The organism is Mitsuaria sp. RG (assembly GCF_028369275.1).
Lineage (GTDB): Bacteria > Pseudomonadota > Gammaproteobacteria > Pseudomonadales > Pseudomonadaceae > Aquipseudomonas > Aquipseudomonas peradeniyensis.
The window spans coordinates 12,615-28,125 of sequence record NZ_JAQMYQ010000006.1; the positions used below are offsets into that span (position 1 = coordinate 12,615).

Consider the following 15,511-nt stretch of genomic DNA (forward strand, 5'->3'; position numbering starts at 1 on the left):
GGTTGGAGTCTGTATGAGCCGTTTGATGATGGCAGTGGCCGCCAGCCTGTTGCTGGTGGGCTGCGCACACGATCCCGATATCCGTGCGGGCCGCGACAACACCTTCGGCATGACCGCGAAAAGCCCGCCGGAGTACCTGAACTGCGTCAAGGCCGAGCTTCCCGATACGGTCACGACCTATGTCGTGCAGAACCAGCACGCCCTGGAGTTGTTTGTCGCCAGCACCGATCCAAACAAGGCCGAGGGGCTGGTCAAGGTTCAAGGCTCCGCCGGGCGGCAGCAGTTCTCGGCGTATCAGCGGGATGCCTGGTATGACAAGGGGCGCCTGCTCGATGCCGCGCTGATGTGTTCGCGGGTATGATCGCAGCTTAGCGGGGCGCGCCAGTTTCCATCGCGCCTCGTGAAGCGATCCCGCCCCACTTCACCTCAGGTGCCCCTCATGTTGAACGGACTCAACCATCTCACCCTGGCTGTTTCGAACCTGCCGGACAGCATCGTGTTCTATCAGCAGATCTTGGGCTTCAAGCTCGATGCACGTTGGGACCGTGGTGCCTACCTGAGTCTGGGCGACCTTTGGTTGTGCCTGTCGGTCGACCAGATCGAGGCGGGCGACTTGCAGCGCAACTACACCCACTACGCATTTTCCATCCGCCAGACCGATTTCGCGGCATTTGCCCAGCGTTTGCATGAGCATGCTGTGAGCCTGTGGAAACAGGACAGCAGCGAGGGCGACTCACTGTACTTCCTCGACCCGGACGGCCACCAGCTCGAAGCCCATGTCGGCGATCTGCAGTCGCGGCTGGCGGCCTGTCGGGTCAAACCCTACGCGGGCATGGCGTTCTACGACTGACGCATCCGCGCCATGCACAGCGCATCGACGTACACCCCGTCACGCACGCCGTAATCGCGCAGCCGGCCTTCGGTCTCGAAGCCGAACTTGCGATACAGCGCCAGCGCCGGTTCATTGTCGGCGTAGACGGTGAGTTGGACCCGGCGCAGGTTCATCCAGTTGTCGGCAATGTCGAGGATGGCCGTCATCAGCCGCGAGCCGACGCCCTTGCCTTGCCAGGCCTGGGCAACGCCCATGAGCAGCTCGCCCAGGTGCGCCTGGCGGATGCGTGTGCTCTGGTCGAGGCCGATATTGCCGATCACCTGGCCCTTGTGCACCGCCACCAGGCGGACCTGGCGTTCGTGGTAGGCGGCCAGGCGTTCGCGCCAGACCTCGACGGACTGGTAGGGCATCTGCAGCACCTGGCGGCACACGGCCGGCTCATTGTAGAGCGCGGCGATGCCCTGCAAGTGCCGCTCGGCAAACCGTTCGATGACGATGTCGGGCAATGCGTCGGTCACTGTGTTTCCATCCTTTGAAAAACGAGTGGCGCCCCAGTGTACGGGGCGCAGGTCCAGGCTGGCCAGTGGCGATGACCTGGCAAGAAAGCGGATGCGCCGGCACGCCGCGATGGGTACAGTGCAGTGATCGTCGTCTTGCCGGAGCCTGTCATGTCCTGTGCCTTCACCCTCATGCAATCGCCTGTCGGCACCCTGACCCTGGTGGCGCGGGGCGAGCGGCTGGCCGCCGTGCTGTGGGAGCACGAGCGGGAAAACCGGGTGCGCCTGGGCGACCTGCACCGTGATGACCAGCACGGCGTGCTGCGCGAGACTGCCCGCCAGCTGGGCGAGTACTTTGCCGGGCAACGCCAGCGCTTCGAGCTGCAACTGGATTTCGCCGGCACCGAGTTCCAGCGTGAGGTCTGGGCGGCGCTGTTGACCATTCCCTTCGGCCAGACCCGCAGCTATGGAGAGATTGCCCGACAGATCGGCAAGCCCGACGCGGTCCGTGCGGTGGGCGCGGCCAACGGACGCAATCCGATCTCGATCATCGCGCCATGCCACCGGGTGATTGGAGCCTCGGGCAGCCTCACTGGTTTTGCCGGCGGCCTGCCGGCCAAGCAGTTCCTGTTGGCACTGGAAGGGCGGCAGAGCCTGGCGCTGGAGTTCTAGTGTACTGTCTCGGAAATACGTTCTCTTTTGGCGAGTGGCAACGCCGGCCGGGCGCCCAAGACGCCGCCAAAAGTGAACAGCTTATTTCCGAGACAGGACACTAGCTTTCAGCCGAGCCAGAGGCAGAGCAGCGCCAACACGAGGGCCAACATGCTGCCGGCAATCAGGCTGTAGTGGCGGTGGGCGCGGCGGGCGTGGGCTTCGACCTCTCGCAGGTACTGGCCTGGAGGTGGGGCGTCCGGGCGATGGCGAAGGCCTTCGGCGATATCGGCCAGGCGCCCGCGAATCAGGGTGCCCACCAGGTACCAGACGCTGGCATAGCTGGCCAGGATCACCAGCACGTATTTCATATGGCCGATAACCCGGCAGTGCCCGTCTGTGGCGCCGATCGCAGTGTGCAGGTCCTCATGGTGCATCCGTCCTTGGCATGTCGTCGATTGACGAGGATACAATCGACGGGCGCAGACTCCCAGCGCCGATGTGTCGATTTCATGGACGAGACCACAATGACCCATGCCGCAGCTATCCCCGCCGACTCGCTGATCGCCCCCCATGCCGCGCAGGCGGGCTTTCGTCATTGCCGGGCAATCGACCTGGCGGACGATGGGCAGCCCGCCATGGCGCACTTCCTGCGCCTGATGGCGAGCATGCCTGGCTGGATCGACGACATGATGGTGTTGCGCAACCGCCTGGTCGGGCTGTTCGGGCTGAAGAACCTGGGGCGGTTGACTGCCATCGACCCGGCCCGCACCCCGGACAGCTACCAAACCGGAGAGCGGGTGGGCATCTTCACGTTGCTCAGCAACAGCGTGAATGAGGTGCTGCTGGTCGACTGCGATCATCACCTGGACGTGCATATTGCCCTGATGCGCCGCCCCACGGCCCCAGGACGGTGCGAGGTACTGGTCAGCACCGTGGTGCGCACGCACAACTGGCTGGGTCGCCTGTATATGCTGCCGGTGGCGCCGTTCCATCGGCTGATCGCGCCCATCGCCCTGCGCCGGCTGGCGTTGTGACGATCAGGACGGCGGCGCGAAGCGTTGACGGAACCAATCACCAAGCATGGCCTTTTCCGCATACAGCCGGTCGTTGCTGCCCAGACGTCCCGGGCGGCTGAGGTACATCTTGTCGCTCAGGTGTTCCTGGGCTTTGAGCGCGGGTTGCCCGGGCTGCTGGAGGGTGTAGTCGAGGTCGATGCTGGGCCAGGTGACCTCACGCATGAAGCGCACATCGTAGGCCTGGCTGTGCCACGGCTCGAAACGCCCGGCCAGGTCGATGTCGCGGATGTCGATGACCAGTTGCTGGCCAGGCTGCAGGTAGCGCTGGCCGAGCTTCTGCAGGTGCTGGGTGATGGCCTTCATCACCTGCGGGTCGGCGCCCTGGGGGTGGCCGCGGTTGTCGAGGCTGGCATCGCGGAATTTTTCCGGGTGGTCGAAACGCACCTCGACCTGCGCGGTCGGGGTGCCCTGTGCCATGCTGTCGAATGCCAGCACCAGCAACAGGGCGCTGGCCAGGGTGGTACGCATGATGCACCTCCGGGGTGGGGCGGCTTGCCGGCCTATTTTACGCCGGTACGGGGCATAAGCAGAGGACTGATGCAATGAGCGCTTTTCGGCGGATAACCGCCAATACCCGCGGGCGTGACCTGGCCGTGGGCGATATTCACGGGCACTTCGAGCGCTTGCAAGTATGCCTCGAAGCTGTCGAATTCGATCCAGCGGTCGACCGCCTGTTCAGCGTCGGCGATCTGGTCGACCGCGGGCCGGCCAGCCCGCAGGCGCTGGAATGGCTGGCCAAGCCCTGGTTCCACGCGGTGCAGGGCAACCACGAGTCGCTGGCGGTCAATCACCTGCGCGGTGGTCGGGTCGACCTGGACATGTACCGGGCGGCCGGCGGCGGCTGGTTCCTCGACCTGCCGAAAACTGAGCAAGCGCGATTCGTCGAGGTGTTCGAGCGGTTGCCGATCGCGTTGCAGGTCGACACACCCGACGGTCCGGTTGGGCTGCTGCACGCCGACAGCCCGTTCGACGACTGGGAGCGTTTGTGCGTGAACCTGCAGGCCGGGGATGACCCCGAGGTGCGCGAGGTGTGCCAGTGGTCGCGACGGCGCCTGAAGGAGGGCGACAGCCGGCCGGTGAAGGGCCTGCGGGCCTTGCTGGTCGGGCATACGCCGGTGCTGGAGGTGAAGGTGCTGGGCAATGTCTGGCACCTGGACACCGGCGGCTGGAGCCGTGGCCATTTCAGCCTGCTCGAACTGCGGGGGCTGACGTTGCTCAGCCCAGGGCCAGGTGCATGAGCACGCCGCTGGCGAGCAGGATCAGCATCACCCCCGAGGCGCGTTCCAGCCAGGGCAGGGCGCGGGCGAAGCGGCGCAGCACCCGCTGATTGCCGATGGCCACGGCCACCAGCAGGTCCCAGGCCAGGACGATGGCGAACATCCAAGTGCCGTAGGCCAGCTTGGCCAAGGTGCTGCTGCTGGCGATCATGCTCGCCAGGCTGGCGTAGAACAGCGCGTTCTTCGGGTTGAGAATGCCCGAGGCGAAGCCCATGCCCAGGCTGTTCAGCCAGCCTCTGGCGCGCGATGAAGCGGTGGCGCAAGCCCCCGTCAGGCCGCTCTTTCCAGCATGGCGCAGGAACAGTTGCCCGATGTACAGCAGGTAGCCGCAGCCGGCCAGTTGCAAGGCGACGAACAGCGGGCTGCCGTCGCGCAGAAACGACACCCCGGCGAACGCCGCGCCGATGAACACGCCATTGGCCAGGGCGATGCCTGCGCAGGCGCCACTGGCCACCCGCCAACCGGCGCTGGCCGAGGTCCGGGCCACCAGGAAGAAGTCCGGACCCGGGGAGAGCAGGGCGAGGAAGTGGGCGGTGGCGATGAGCAGGAACAGTTGCATGGGCGGGCTTCCAGAACGAGGAAACCGTAGTCTGTGACCGGGCAATAGGGCGGGTATTGAAGATTATTGCAAGGCTGCGCGGTATGCCCCCGGCGTTACCCCCGCATGCGCCTTGAACACTCGCTGGAAGTGACTCTGGTCGGCAAAGCCCAGGCGATACGCGACTTCAGCCAGCGGCCGGCCTTGGCGCAACAGTTGCCGGGCCTTGTTTATCCGGGCGTTGAGCAGGTAGGCATGGGGTGTCATGCCGGTGGCGATGTTGAAGGCGCGGATCAATTGATAGCGCCCCATGCCCGCCAGCCGTGCCAGGCCATCAAGGCTTAGTTCGGCCAACGCCTGCTCCTCAGCATGGGCCAGCAGGTCGCGCAGTGTCGAAGGCGGCATGGGTGGCGCAGGTGGCAGGTCCGGATGGATGGAGAAGTCGTTGTCGCCAAGAAAAGCCACCAGTGCCGCCTCTTTCTCGAACGCCGTCGCCCTGGAAAACAGCAGGGTGTTCAGCGCGCAGAACTGCCGGTACAGCGCTGCCGAGCGGCTGATCCGGGCCGCTGCGCCGGGCTGGTCGGCGGCGATCCCCGACTCCAGGCACAGGCAGCGCAGCCAGTCGGCGTCCAGGTGCAGCATCTGGTAGCTCCAGGCCTGCCCAGGTTCGGGATTGCAGGCGTGCACCCGCTGGGCCGGCACGAACACCAGGGTGCCAGGCGTCAGGCGCACCTGTCCGTCGCCAGCCCCGGTGAAGCGGCTCTGGCCGGCATCCACCGCGCCGATGGAAAAGCTTGGGTGGCTGTGGGCCTTGTAGCAGGCGCGGCTGTGGCAGGCGCGTCGGCTCTCGACATAGGGCAAGGCCGGATCGTGCCAGATTTCGCTGCTCGGAAGGGGCATGTCGAGGGAGCCTGGAAATGGACGCAGGGCGCCAGTCTAGCGTCTACCTACTGTTCCGGCCATTTGCCGCGCCGCTGTGCTTGACGCGCACGCCCGCCAGACGCGACGCTGCGACGGTCCCCGCTGGAGAAGAATAATGGACCTGTCGAGCCTGCTGCTGTTCATCCCCGCCTGTTTCGCCCTGAACATGGCGCCGGGCCCCAACAACCTGCTGTCCCTGCACAACGCCAGCCGCTATGGCCTGCGCACCGCCTGCGTGGCCGGCGGCGGGCGCCTGCTCGCCTTCAGCGGCATGATCGCCCTGGCGGCCATGGGCCTGGCCGTGGTGCTGCACACCAGCGAGTACCTGTTCCTGGCGATCAAGGTGCTGGGCGCGGGCTATCTGTTCTATATCGCCTGGCAGCTGTGGCGGGCGCCGGTCGGCGAGACGGCGGTGGCTGGCGAGCAGCCGCGCGGCACCTGGAAACTGGCGCGCCAGGAGTTCTGGGTGGCGGCGGGCAACCCCAAGGCCATTCTGATCTTCACCGCCTTCCTGCCGCAGTTCGTCTCGATGGGCAGCGCCACGCCGGTGAGCGAACAGTTCCTGCAACTGGGCGTGCTGTTCCTGTTGCTGGAGTGGGCGGCCATCGCCATTTACGCAGGGCTCGGCGCCTACCTGCAACGCTGGTTCGAACGGCCCGGGCCACGGCGGCTGTTCAACCGGATCAGCGCGTCGCTGCTCGGCTGCGCCGGTATCGGCCTGCTCGCCGCACGGCGCTAGAACTGCCAGCGTACGCCCAGGTTCACGCCGCTGGCTTCCTGCTGGCGGCTATCCAGGTTGCTGGTGTATTGCATGCCGCCGTGCAGGCTCAAGGCCCGGTTGACCTGGGCCACCAGGCCGCCTTCGAGTTGCGCCGAGGTGTAACGGTAGTCGGTCTTGATCCTGTCCACGCCATCGAAGGTCAAGGTGTCGCGACCGCCGTCGCCATGCCACAGGTTTAGTTGTGCGTAAGGTTGTAGCAGGCGATCGCCGCTGACCTTGAAAGTGCCTTCCAGGCGCACGCCAAGGCGACCGGTCAGTTCCACCTGGGCGTCATGGCTGATGCGTGAGACGCCGTCGCTGGCGCTGTCCAGCGAGGTCTTCTGGGCGATCAGCTGCGCTTGCGGCTCCAGGGTCCAGCGCTCGGACAAGGCAATCGGCAAGCCGGACTCAACCGACGCGCTCCAGGCATGGCCGTCGAGCTCCAGCTTGCCGCCTCGGTCCGAGCGCGCTCGGCCATCGAGGTCGGTGTACTGGACGACCGTGTCGAGGTACCCGCCTTGCGGCGCGACCAGCGTCCAGTAGACGCCGACGCTCTTGCCATCGAGCACCAGGTCGCCGACGCGGCGGTCTTCCACGGCCAGGGCAAGGCCTTTGACGTCGGCGTCCAGCCGGCTGTGGCCGACGTACACGCCCATCTGCTGGCGATAGCCATTGTCACTGACCGTGGCATAGAGGTCCTGGCCCACCTTGAAGCCCTGCAGGTCGCCATCCAGGTTCGGGCTGACGGTACCGCTCCAGCGCTGGCGCAATGCGCCGCCATAGGCCTGGCCCCAACTGGCCGGCAATGCGCCCTGGCCAGCCAGCAACCGCTGGTCGCCCTGGCGCTGGTGGAAGGTGCCCAGGGCCTGGCGGGCGATGATCGCGGCGCCTCGAGGGGCCGCGGCATACACGGGCACTTCCGGGCGGTACAGCGGCACGCTCTCGCCGGCCACCGGGTCGGGAAGATCGGGTTGACCGGGCGCCGGCGCCGGCACGGGCGGTGTAACGGGCGGCTCACCCGGCGCGGGCGCAGGTGGCGCGACCAGTGTCGAGCGCAGGTACCAGCTGTTCTCGCTACCCGCAGTCACGCCGCCTTTGAACAGGCGGTAGTCGTAGGCGCCGGCCGAGAGTGTCTGGGTCTGCACGAAGGCGTTGGCGCTGCTGGTGGCACCGTCGCGGGCCTCGACCACCTGGATGCCGTTCTGGGTGGTGGCGGCGCCGGTGCCACCGAGGTTGTTGACGAGTAACCGGGTGCTGCCGGTGATGGCGCCCTGGCTGACCACCAGACGGTCGGAAGCCGCATCGTCCCCAGCCAGCTGGCTGTTGAGGCGCAGGGTGCCGTTGGCGCCTTCGTAGTTGCCTTGGATCGTCAACGTGCCGAGCTTGTTCTGGCCCGTGCCGAGGTCAATGGTGCCGGCATTGCTCACAGTCGCCGGCTGGCCTGTGGCAACGGCAGAGATGATGCCTTGCCGGGAAACGAGGGTGCTGTCGGCATCGATGCTCAATGTGCCACGACCGGTATCCGCATCGCCGAGGCGCAAGGTGTCGGTCAGCTCCAGGTGGCTACCCGCGTTCAGCGCAATCCGCTCCCAGTTCAGGTACTGGCCGCCCCCGGTGCTCCGGCTGGCGTTGAAGGTCAACGTATCGTTGCCTGTGCCGCCGTCGAGCGGGATGATCAGTACATGCTGGTCCAGTCCCTTGAGGAGAGCCGTATCATCGCCGGGGCCCAGGTCCACTTGACCTGCAATGTGCCCACCGTCCCAGGTGAAGGCATCATTGCCCGTGCTGAGCAACACATCGCCGCCAATTCGGCCGCCATGCACCAGCACCCGGTCGTCGCCGCCACTGACGCTGATATTGCCACCCACGGCGCCGTCGAAGATCTCCACATAGTCCTTGTCGAAGGCCGTGATGATGTTCCGGTCGATCACGCCGCCGCGCATGATGAAGGTGTTTTCGTCCAGGCGCATGTTGACGTTGCCGATTCGCCCGGCGTTCATTTCGGCATGGTCGCCGCTGTCGAAGGTGCCTTTGATCCAGCCACCGGTCATGCGGAAGGTATCCAGGCCATCGCCCTGGTTGAGGTTGCCCTCGATTACGCCACCGCTGATCTTGAGGTCGTCGATGCCCGAACCCTGGTCGACGTTGCCGCCGATGCTGCCGGAGGCCATGTCGATACGGTCCGCACCGGCGCCGAAGGTCACATCGCCAGTAATGAGGCCTGTCCCACCGACTGGCACGCCCAGGCTGTTGTTGCCATTGGTGTCAATCAACGTGGCTGCTGTGCCGCTGTCGCAGATGTACGTATCGTCACCTGCTCCGGCGGTGAAGCTGCAGGCCGCCTGGGCGGTGGGCACGTTCAGCAGGGGCAGGGTGGCGAGAGTCAGCAGCAGGCGCGTTCGCATGGGTAGACCTCCATGGTTCCGGGAAGGCCCGCAGCGCATGCAGGCTCAACCCGGTTGTATAGAGGTCTGGGAGAGGGGCACAACTGGCAGAAATGTCAGGTAGCCAGTGGCCGCCGCCTGTCAGTCGCGGTAGAACGTCTGCACCAGGTGATAACCGAACTTGCTCTTGATCGGCCCGTGCACCACGCGCAGGGGCTTCTTGAAGATCACCTGGTCGATGGCGCCGACCAGCTGGCCAGGGCGCACTTCGCCCAGGTCGCCGCCGCGCTTGCCGGACGGGCAGGTGGAGAATTTCTTCGCCAGCACGTCGAAGGCCTCGCCGTTGGCGATGCGCTGCTTGAGCTTTTCGGCTTCGTCAGCGGTCTTGACCAGGATATGGCGGGCTTGGGCTTTCATTGGGGTACCTGTGCTTCAGGGCAAAAAGCCGACATTATGCCTGATGTCGGAGAACCTGGGGCAGCGCGGCTCCCACGAGGTTCTCCAGTTACCTTAATTCCGCACGGTCGTGGAACTGCTCCAGCGCCTCGGGGTTGGCCAGGGCATCGGTGTTCTTCACCGGCAGGCCATGCACCACATTGCGGATCGCCAGTTCCACCAGCTTGCCGCTGAGGGTGCGCGGGATGTCGTCGACCTGGGCGATCACCGCCGGCACATGGCGCGGCGTGGTGTACTGGCGGATCACCTGGCGGATACGCTGGCGCAGGGCATCGTCCAGTTGCAGGCCGTCGCGCAGGCGCACGAACAGCACCACGCGCACGTCGCCGTGCCAGTCCTGGCCGATGGCCACGCTCTCCAGCACCTCCTCGACCTTTTCCACCTGGCGATAGATCTCCGCGGTGCCGATGCGCACGCCGCCGGGGTTGAGCACGGCGTCGGAACGGCCGTGGATCACCAGGCCACCGCCAGGTATCTGCTCGGCATAGTCGCCCTGGCACCAGATGCCCTCGAACTGGCTGAAATACGCCTCATGGTAGCGGCTGCCATCGTCGTCGCCCCAGAAGCCAAGCGGCATCGAAGGGAAGGGCTGGGTAGAGACCAGCTCGCCTTTCTCGCCGCTGATCGACTGTCGCTGTTCGTTCCAAACATCCACCGCCATGCCCAGGCCCTTGCCGGCGATTTCGCCCCGACGCACCGGCAGCAGCGGGTTGCCGAGCACGAAGCAGGCGACGATATCGGTGCCACCGGACATGGACGCCAGGCACACGTCGGGCTTCACCTTGGCATAGACATAGTCGTAGCTGTGCGGTGACAGGGGCGAGCCGGTGGAGAGAATCAGCCGCAGGCTGTCGAGGCGGTGGGACTTGGCCGGTTCGACACCGGCCTGTTCCAGGGCGGCAAGGTATTTGGCGCTGGTGCCGAAGGCATGGATCCCTTCGGCGTCGATCAGGTCGAGCAGGCGCGCGGGGCCTGGGTGGAACGGCGAGCCGTCGTACAGCACCAGGGTGGCGCCGACCGCCAGGCCGCTGGCCAGCCAGTTCCACATCATCCAGCCGCAGGTGGTGTAGTAGAACAGCACGTCGTCGGCCTTGAGGTCGTTGTGCAGGCCATGTTCCTTGAGGTGTTGCAGCAGCACGCCGCCGGCACGGTGGACGATGCACTTGGGCACGCCGGTGGTGCCGCTGGAGTACAGGATATAGAGCGGATGATCGAAGGATAGCGCGGTGAAGATCGGCGTCCCGCCGGGCGTGAAGTAATCGGCCCACAGGTTCGTCGGCGCGCCGATGAACTCATCGGTGCGGGTCTGCGGTCGGGTATGCGGCACCACCAGCAACTGCTTGACGCTCGGTAGCTGGGCCACGACCTGGTTGATTTTCTCCACCTGGTCGATGACCTTCCCGGCATATTGATAACCGGCGCAGGCCACCAGCAGCCTGGGCGCGATCTGGCCGAAACGGTCGATGATGCCGTGGCTGCCGAACTCCGGTGAACAGCTGGACCAGACCGCACCGAGGCTGGTGGCCGCGAGCATGGCCACCAGGGTTTCCCAGGTATTGGGCATTACCGCGGCGATACGGTCGCCGGGCTGGATGCCAGCCTGCCTGAAGGCCTGTTGCAGTCCGGCGACCTGGGCGGCCAGCTGGTTGTGGGTGAGGCGGTGGCGAGTGCCGTCCTCGCGCACGGCCACCACGGCGGGACGGTCGTCGCGGCGTTGCAGCAGATGCTCGGCGACGTTCAGGGTGGCGCCGCGGAACCAGCGAGCGTCGGCCATGTGCTCGCCTTCCTCGAGGATGCTCGTCGGTGGCGTGTGCCAGCGCACATGGAAGTACTCGGCCAGGGCCTGCCAGAACTGCGGGCGCTGCTCGATGCTCCAGCGGTGCAGGGCGGCGTAGCTGTCGAGCTGGAGGTTGAAGCGCCGGTTGACCCGGCGGCGGAAGGCTTCCATCCGGCTCGCTTCGATGCGGGAGGTGGAGGGGCGCCAGAGTACGTCGTTCATGCCGGGACCCTCGGCGATTGCTGATCCACTCGCCTCTTCAGGGCTTGCGCTCCCCCTGTAGGAGCGGCCTTGTGCCGCGAAAGGGCTGCATCGCAGCCCCCCAACCATTGGTGTCACATCATCGATCGCCGGGGCCGCTTTGCGGCCCTTTCGCGGCGCAAGGCCGCTCCTCCACACAGAGAATGCGCAACCCCGACCATCATTCTAGACGCTTACTGGGCCAGCCAGCCGCCATCGACATTCCAGGCGGCGCCACGCACCTGGCTGCCGGCCTCGCTGCACAGGAACAACACCAGCTCGCCGAGATGCCGGGGCGTGACGAAGGCCAGCGAAGGCTGCTTCTCGGCCAGCAGGTCGTGCCGCGCCTGCTGCGCGTCGCCACCGTTGGCGGCACGGTCGTCGATCTGCTTCTGCACCAGCGGGGTCAGCACCCAGCCGGGGCAGATGGCGTTGCAGGTGACGTTGCTGGTGGCGGTCTCCAGGCCGATGACCTTGGTCAGGCCGACCACGCCATGCTTGGCGGCGACGTAGGCGGCCTTGCCGGTGGAGCCCACCAGGCCGTGCACCGAGGCAATGTTGACAATCCGCCCCCAGCCCCGCGCGCGCATGCCTGGCAGCACCAGACGGCTGCCATGGAACACCGCCGACAGGTTCAGCGCGATGATCTTGTCCCAGGCCTCCACCGGAAACTGTTCGACCGGTGCCACATGCTGGATGCCGGCGTTGTTGACCAGGATATCGACCGCGCCGAACTCGCGCCCGGCCATGGCGAACATCTGTTCGATCTGCGCCACGTCGGACAGGTCGGCGGGGTGGTGGGCCACCTTGACCCCGTGCTGCCTGATCTCGGCAATGGCGGCCGCCGGGTCGCCAAAACCGTTGAGCAGGATGTTGGCGCCGGCCTCGGCCAGCACCTGGGCTACTCCTAAGCCGATGCCGCTGGTGGAACCGGTGACCAGTGCGGTCTTGCCTTTGAGCGTCATGCCGTTCTCCTTCATACGATGCCGGTAGCGTAGAACGTGGCGATGACCACGAACACGGCCAGGGTCTTGATCAGGGTAATACCGAAGATGTCCTTGTAGGCCTCGCGGTGGGTCAGCCCGGTAACCGCCAGCAGGGTGATCACCGCGCCGTTGTGCGGCAGGGTGTCCATGCCGCCGCTGGCCATGGCGGCGACCCGGTGCAGCACCTCCAGCGGGATGTTCGCCGCGTTGGCGGCGGTGATGAAACTGTCGCTCATGGCCGCCAGGGCGATGCTCATGCCGCCGGAGGCGGAGCCGGTGATGCCGGCCAGCAGGGTGACGGTGATGGCTTCGTTGACCAGCGGGTTGGGGATGCCGCGCAGGGCGTCGGCCAGGACCAGGAAGCCCGGCAGCGAGGCGATCACCGCGCCGAAACCGTATTCCGAGGCGGTGTTCATCGCCGCCAGCAGGGCGCCGCTCACCGCGCTCTTGGTGCCTTCGGCCAGGCGCTGGCGAATGGTGCCGAAGGCGCACACCAGCACCATCAGGATGCCCACCAGCAGGGCCGCCTGCACCGCCCAGATCGCCGTGAGCTTGGCCACGTCGCTGTGCACCGGCGTGGCCATGCCTGGCAGTTGCAGGGTATGACTGGTCCCGTACCACTGCGGAATCCAGTGGGTGAACAGCAGGTTCATCACCCCCACCAGCAGCAGTGGCGCCAGGGCCAGCCAGGGATTGGGCAGGGCGATATCGTCGGCGGTTTCCGGCTCGTTGCGCAGGTTGCTGCCGTAGCCTTCGCCTTTGCGCTGGGCCTTGTTGCGCTGGCGTTGCAGGTAGAGCATGCCGGCGCAGAACACGAACAGCGTGCCGATCAGCCCCAGCCAGGGCGCGGCCCAGGCGGTGGTGTTGAAGAAGGTGCTGGGAATGATGTTCTGGATCTGCGGGGTGCCGGGCAGGGCGTCCATGGTGAAGGAGAACGCGCCCAGGGCGATGGTCGCCGGGATCAGCCGTTTAGGGATGTTGCTCTGGCGGAACATCTCGGCGGCGAACGGGTACACCGCGAACACCACCACGAACAGCGACACGCCGCCGTAGGTGAGCAGGGCGCAGACCAGCACGATCACCAGCATGGCCTGGCGGGTGCCAAGCAGGCGGATGGCGGCAGCGACGATCGAGCGCGAGAAGCCCGACAGTTCGATCAGCTTGCCGAACACCGCGCCGAGCAGGAACACCGGGAAGTACAGCTTGATGAAGCCGACCATTTTCTCCATGAACACCCCGGTGAAGGCCGGGGCCACGGCGGCAGGGTCGGTGAGCAGCACGGCGCCGAGGGCGGCGATGGGGGCGAAGAGGATCACGCTGTAGCCGCGGTAGGCGGCGAGCATCAGCAGGGCCAGGGCAGCGAGGGCGATGAGCACGGTCATCGAGGGGGATCTCCAGGGTGTTGTTTTTATGGTTGCCGGGGAGATAGCGGGAATCGTGCCATGTTTATAACTAATTGATTTTATTGAATAAATGTTCTTTTGCTGATTTTTTTGTCTCTGTTTAGAGATGCATATGGGCTGAAGGCCATCGCGGGACAAGCCCGCTCCTACAGGGGGCGGTGTATTTGCGAGTATCACCAATCCCTGTAGGAGCGGGCTTGCCCCGCGATCGAGGGCGAAGCCCTCGCAACAGTCTCTATTATGAAACTTAAATCTCTTTATTGAGATAATATCCCCAGCACCACCATTTTCTTGTACAGCGTCGAGCGCCCCAATCCCAATGCCTTTGCCGCCTCCGGCACATTCCCGCCACTGCGTGCCAAGGCCTGCACAATCAGCCCGCGTTCAAACTGCGCGCAGGCCTCCCGGTACCCCAATTGCGGCGCTGTCTCGGCCACCGGGCTCAACGGCCCCAATGCACTGACCAAGTCCGACACATTCAAGCGCGGCTGATCCGCCAGCAAGGTCGCCCGTTCCAGCACATTACGCAGTTCTCGGATATTCCCGGGCCAGGCATGCCGCCCCAACAATGCCTGGGCCTCGGCCTCCAGCTCATATTGGCTGCCCAACTCGGCGAGGATCGCCTCGCACAGCGCCGGCAGGTCTTCCAGGCGTTCGCGCAGCGGTGGCACCTGCACCGGCAGCACGTTCAGCCGGTAGTACAGGTCGGCACGAAACGCCCCCCGGGCCATGGCCGCCTGCAGGTCGATGGAGGTGGCGGCAATGATCCGCACGTCGCTGCGCAGCATCTGGTTGCTGCCCACCGGCTCGTATTCCTTCTCCTGCAGCACACGCAACAATTTGCTCTGCAGGGCCAGGGGCATGTCGCCGATCTCGTCGAGGAACAAGGTGCCGCCTTCGGCCAGTTGCAGCTTGCCGCTGCGGCCCTTGCGGTCGGCGCCGGTGAAGGCGCCGGGGGCGGTGCCGAAGAACTCGGCCTCCAGCAACGCTTCGGGGATCGCCGCGCTGTTGATGCTGACAAACGCCTTGTGCGCCCGCGCCGAGGCGGCATGGATGGCGTGGGCCAGCAGCTCCTTGCCGGTGCCGGTCTCGCCGAGCAGCAGCACCGGCGAGTCGCTGGTCGCGCCGCGGCGGGCGCGGCGCTTGGCCTCTAGGCAGGCAGGGCTGCTGCCGACGAACTGGGCGAAGCTGTAGCGGGCCTGGCGCGCACGCAGCTGCGAGCGGGTCGAGGCCAGTTCCTGCTGCATGCTGGCATAGCGCTTGAGCAGCGGCGACAGGCTGCGCAGTTCGTCGAACAGGGCAAAGCCGATGGCACCGATCAGCGCGCCCTGGCCGTCGTGGATCGGCAGGCGCATCACCACCAGCGGCTCGTTCGGCGTGTCGAGCATGTCCAGCAGGATCGGCTTGCCGTTGCTCACCACCTCGCGCATCAGGCTGCCGGGGATCACCGCCTCGCAGGGCTGGCCGATGGCGCTGGCGGCATCCTGCAGGCCGAAACGGCGGGCATAGCGCTCGTTCATCCAGACGATGCGCGCCTGGCGGTCGACGATCACCGTGCCTTCGCTGGACTGCTCGATGATCTCGAACAGCGAGCGGATGGCCAGTTGGCGGACCTGGGGGTAGTCCTTGAGGTTGTCGTGCATGGAAGGGATACCCGTAATCGAAATATATGCCGAACGTGTAGGAGCGGCCTTGTGCCGCGATAGGGCC

General features: G+C 65.9%; 16 protein-coding genes and 1 pseudogene. 6 read left to right on the forward strand and 11 right to left on the reverse strand.

Annotated features, from left to right (window positions below; all coding sequences use genetic code 11):
- Positions 1–13: 13 nt before the first annotated feature.
- Positions 14–361, forward strand: coding sequence for a hypothetical protein (locus tag POF53_RS05215; protein WP_498966651.1), 348 nt, complete (start codon positions 14–16; stop codon positions 359–361).
- Between the two features lie 78 nt (positions 362–439).
- On the forward strand, positions 440–850 hold the full coding sequence (fos, locus tag POF53_RS05220) for a fosfomycin resistance glutathione transferase (RefSeq protein WP_234561149.1): 411 nt from the start codon (positions 440–442) through the stop codon (positions 848–850).
- Here the strand turns inward: fos and POF53_RS05225 are convergent.
- Positions 841–1,350, reverse strand: coding sequence for a GNAT family N-acetyltransferase (locus tag POF53_RS05225; RefSeq protein WP_498966653.1), 510 nt, complete (start codon positions 1,348–1,350; stop codon positions 841–843). The two genes, fos and POF53_RS05225, sit on opposite strands and share 10 nt — an antisense overlap.
- A 150-nt stretch (positions 1,351–1,500) precedes the next feature.
- Here POF53_RS05225 and POF53_RS05230 point away from each other — a divergent pair.
- Positions 1,501–1,983, forward strand: a pseudogene (locus POF53_RS05230) (methylated-DNA--[protein]-cysteine S-methyltransferase); the annotation flags it as partial.
- A 125-nt stretch (positions 1,984–2,108) separates the two neighbouring features.
- On the opposite strand, the gene POF53_RS05235 reads toward POF53_RS05230, so the two are convergent.
- Positions 2,109–2,351, reverse strand: a complete 243-nt coding sequence (locus POF53_RS05235) for a hypothetical protein (protein ID WP_232857649.1) — start codon at positions 2,349–2,351, stop codon at positions 2,109–2,111.
- Between the two features lie 141 nt (positions 2,352–2,492).
- Between POF53_RS05235 and POF53_RS05240 the strand changes: the two genes are divergently transcribed.
- On the forward strand, positions 2,493–3,017 hold the full coding sequence (locus POF53_RS05240) for a DUF2867 domain-containing protein (RefSeq protein WP_232857647.1): 525 nt from the start codon (positions 2,493–2,495) through the stop codon (positions 3,015–3,017).
- A 3-nt stretch (positions 3,018–3,020) separates the two neighbouring features.
- On the opposite strand, the gene POF53_RS05245 is transcribed toward POF53_RS05240, so the two are convergent.
- Positions 3,021–3,527: a DUF3016 domain-containing protein gene (locus POF53_RS05245; protein WP_498966656.1), complete on the reverse strand. Its 507-nt coding sequence runs from the start codon at positions 3,525–3,527 to the stop codon at positions 3,021–3,023.
- Positions 3,528–3,601: 74 nt separating this feature from the next.
- On the opposite strand from POF53_RS05245, the gene POF53_RS05250 reads away from it, so the two are divergent.
- Positions 3,602–4,297, forward strand: a complete 696-nt coding sequence (locus POF53_RS05250) for a metallophosphoesterase (protein ID WP_254463739.1) — start codon at positions 3,602–3,604, stop codon at positions 4,295–4,297.
- Here the strand turns inward: POF53_RS05250 and POF53_RS05255 are convergent.
- Entirely contained in the window at positions 4,275–4,895 is a 621-nt protein-coding gene (locus POF53_RS05255; protein WP_498966658.1) for a LysE family translocator, read from the reverse strand. The genes POF53_RS05250 and POF53_RS05255 overlap by 23 nt on opposite strands.
- Positions 4,896–4,958: 63 nt before the next feature.
- Positions 4,959–5,774, reverse strand: coding sequence for an AraC family transcriptional regulator (locus tag POF53_RS05260; RefSeq protein WP_254463735.1), 816 nt, complete (start codon positions 5,772–5,774; stop codon positions 4,959–4,961).
- A gap of 136 nt (positions 5,775–5,910) precedes the next feature.
- Here POF53_RS05260 and POF53_RS05265 point away from each other — a divergent pair, with 136 nt between their 5' ends.
- A complete protein-coding gene (locus POF53_RS05265) occupies positions 5,911–6,534 on the forward strand; it encodes a LysE family translocator (protein ID WP_232857624.1) in 624 nt (207 codons plus the stop codon).
- On the opposite strand, the gene POF53_RS05270 is transcribed toward POF53_RS05265, so the two are convergent.
- From POF53_RS05270 to POF53_RS05295, 6 genes are all read right to left on the reverse strand, one after another.
- Entirely contained in the window at positions 6,531–8,960 is a 2,430-nt protein-coding gene (locus tag POF53_RS05270) for an autotransporter family protein (protein ID WP_498966661.1), read from the reverse strand. The two genes, POF53_RS05265 and POF53_RS05270, sit on opposite strands and share 4 nt — an antisense overlap.
- Before the next feature lie 120 nt (positions 8,961–9,080).
- Positions 9,081–9,356, reverse strand: a complete 276-nt coding sequence (locus tag POF53_RS05275) for a peptidylprolyl isomerase (protein WP_008095636.1) — start codon at positions 9,354–9,356, stop codon at positions 9,081–9,083.
- Positions 9,357–9,444: 88 nt separating this feature from the next.
- Positions 9,445–11,394: an acetoacetate--CoA ligase gene (locus POF53_RS05280; RefSeq protein WP_498966664.1), complete on the reverse strand. Its 1,950-nt coding sequence runs from the start codon at positions 11,392–11,394 to the stop codon at positions 9,445–9,447.
- Between the two features lie 212 nt (positions 11,395–11,606).
- Complete coding sequence (hbdH, locus tag POF53_RS05285) at positions 11,607–12,377, reverse strand: 3-hydroxybutyrate dehydrogenase (RefSeq protein ID WP_498966666.1); 771 nt, start codon at positions 12,375–12,377, stop codon at positions 11,607–11,609.
- Between the two features lie 11 nt (positions 12,378–12,388).
- The gene (locus tag POF53_RS05290; RefSeq protein WP_498966668.1) at positions 12,389–13,780 is read right to left on the reverse strand and encodes a GntP family permease; all 1,392 of its coding nucleotides are present in this window, start codon (positions 13,778–13,780) and stop codon (positions 12,389–12,391) included.
- 278 nt (positions 13,781–14,058) lie between these two features.
- The gene (locus POF53_RS05295) at positions 14,059–15,444 is read right to left on the reverse strand and encodes a sigma-54 interaction domain-containing protein (protein ID WP_232857617.1); all 1,386 of its coding nucleotides are present in this window, start codon (positions 15,442–15,444) and stop codon (positions 14,059–14,061) included.
- Positions 15,445–15,511: the final 67 nt, after the last annotated feature.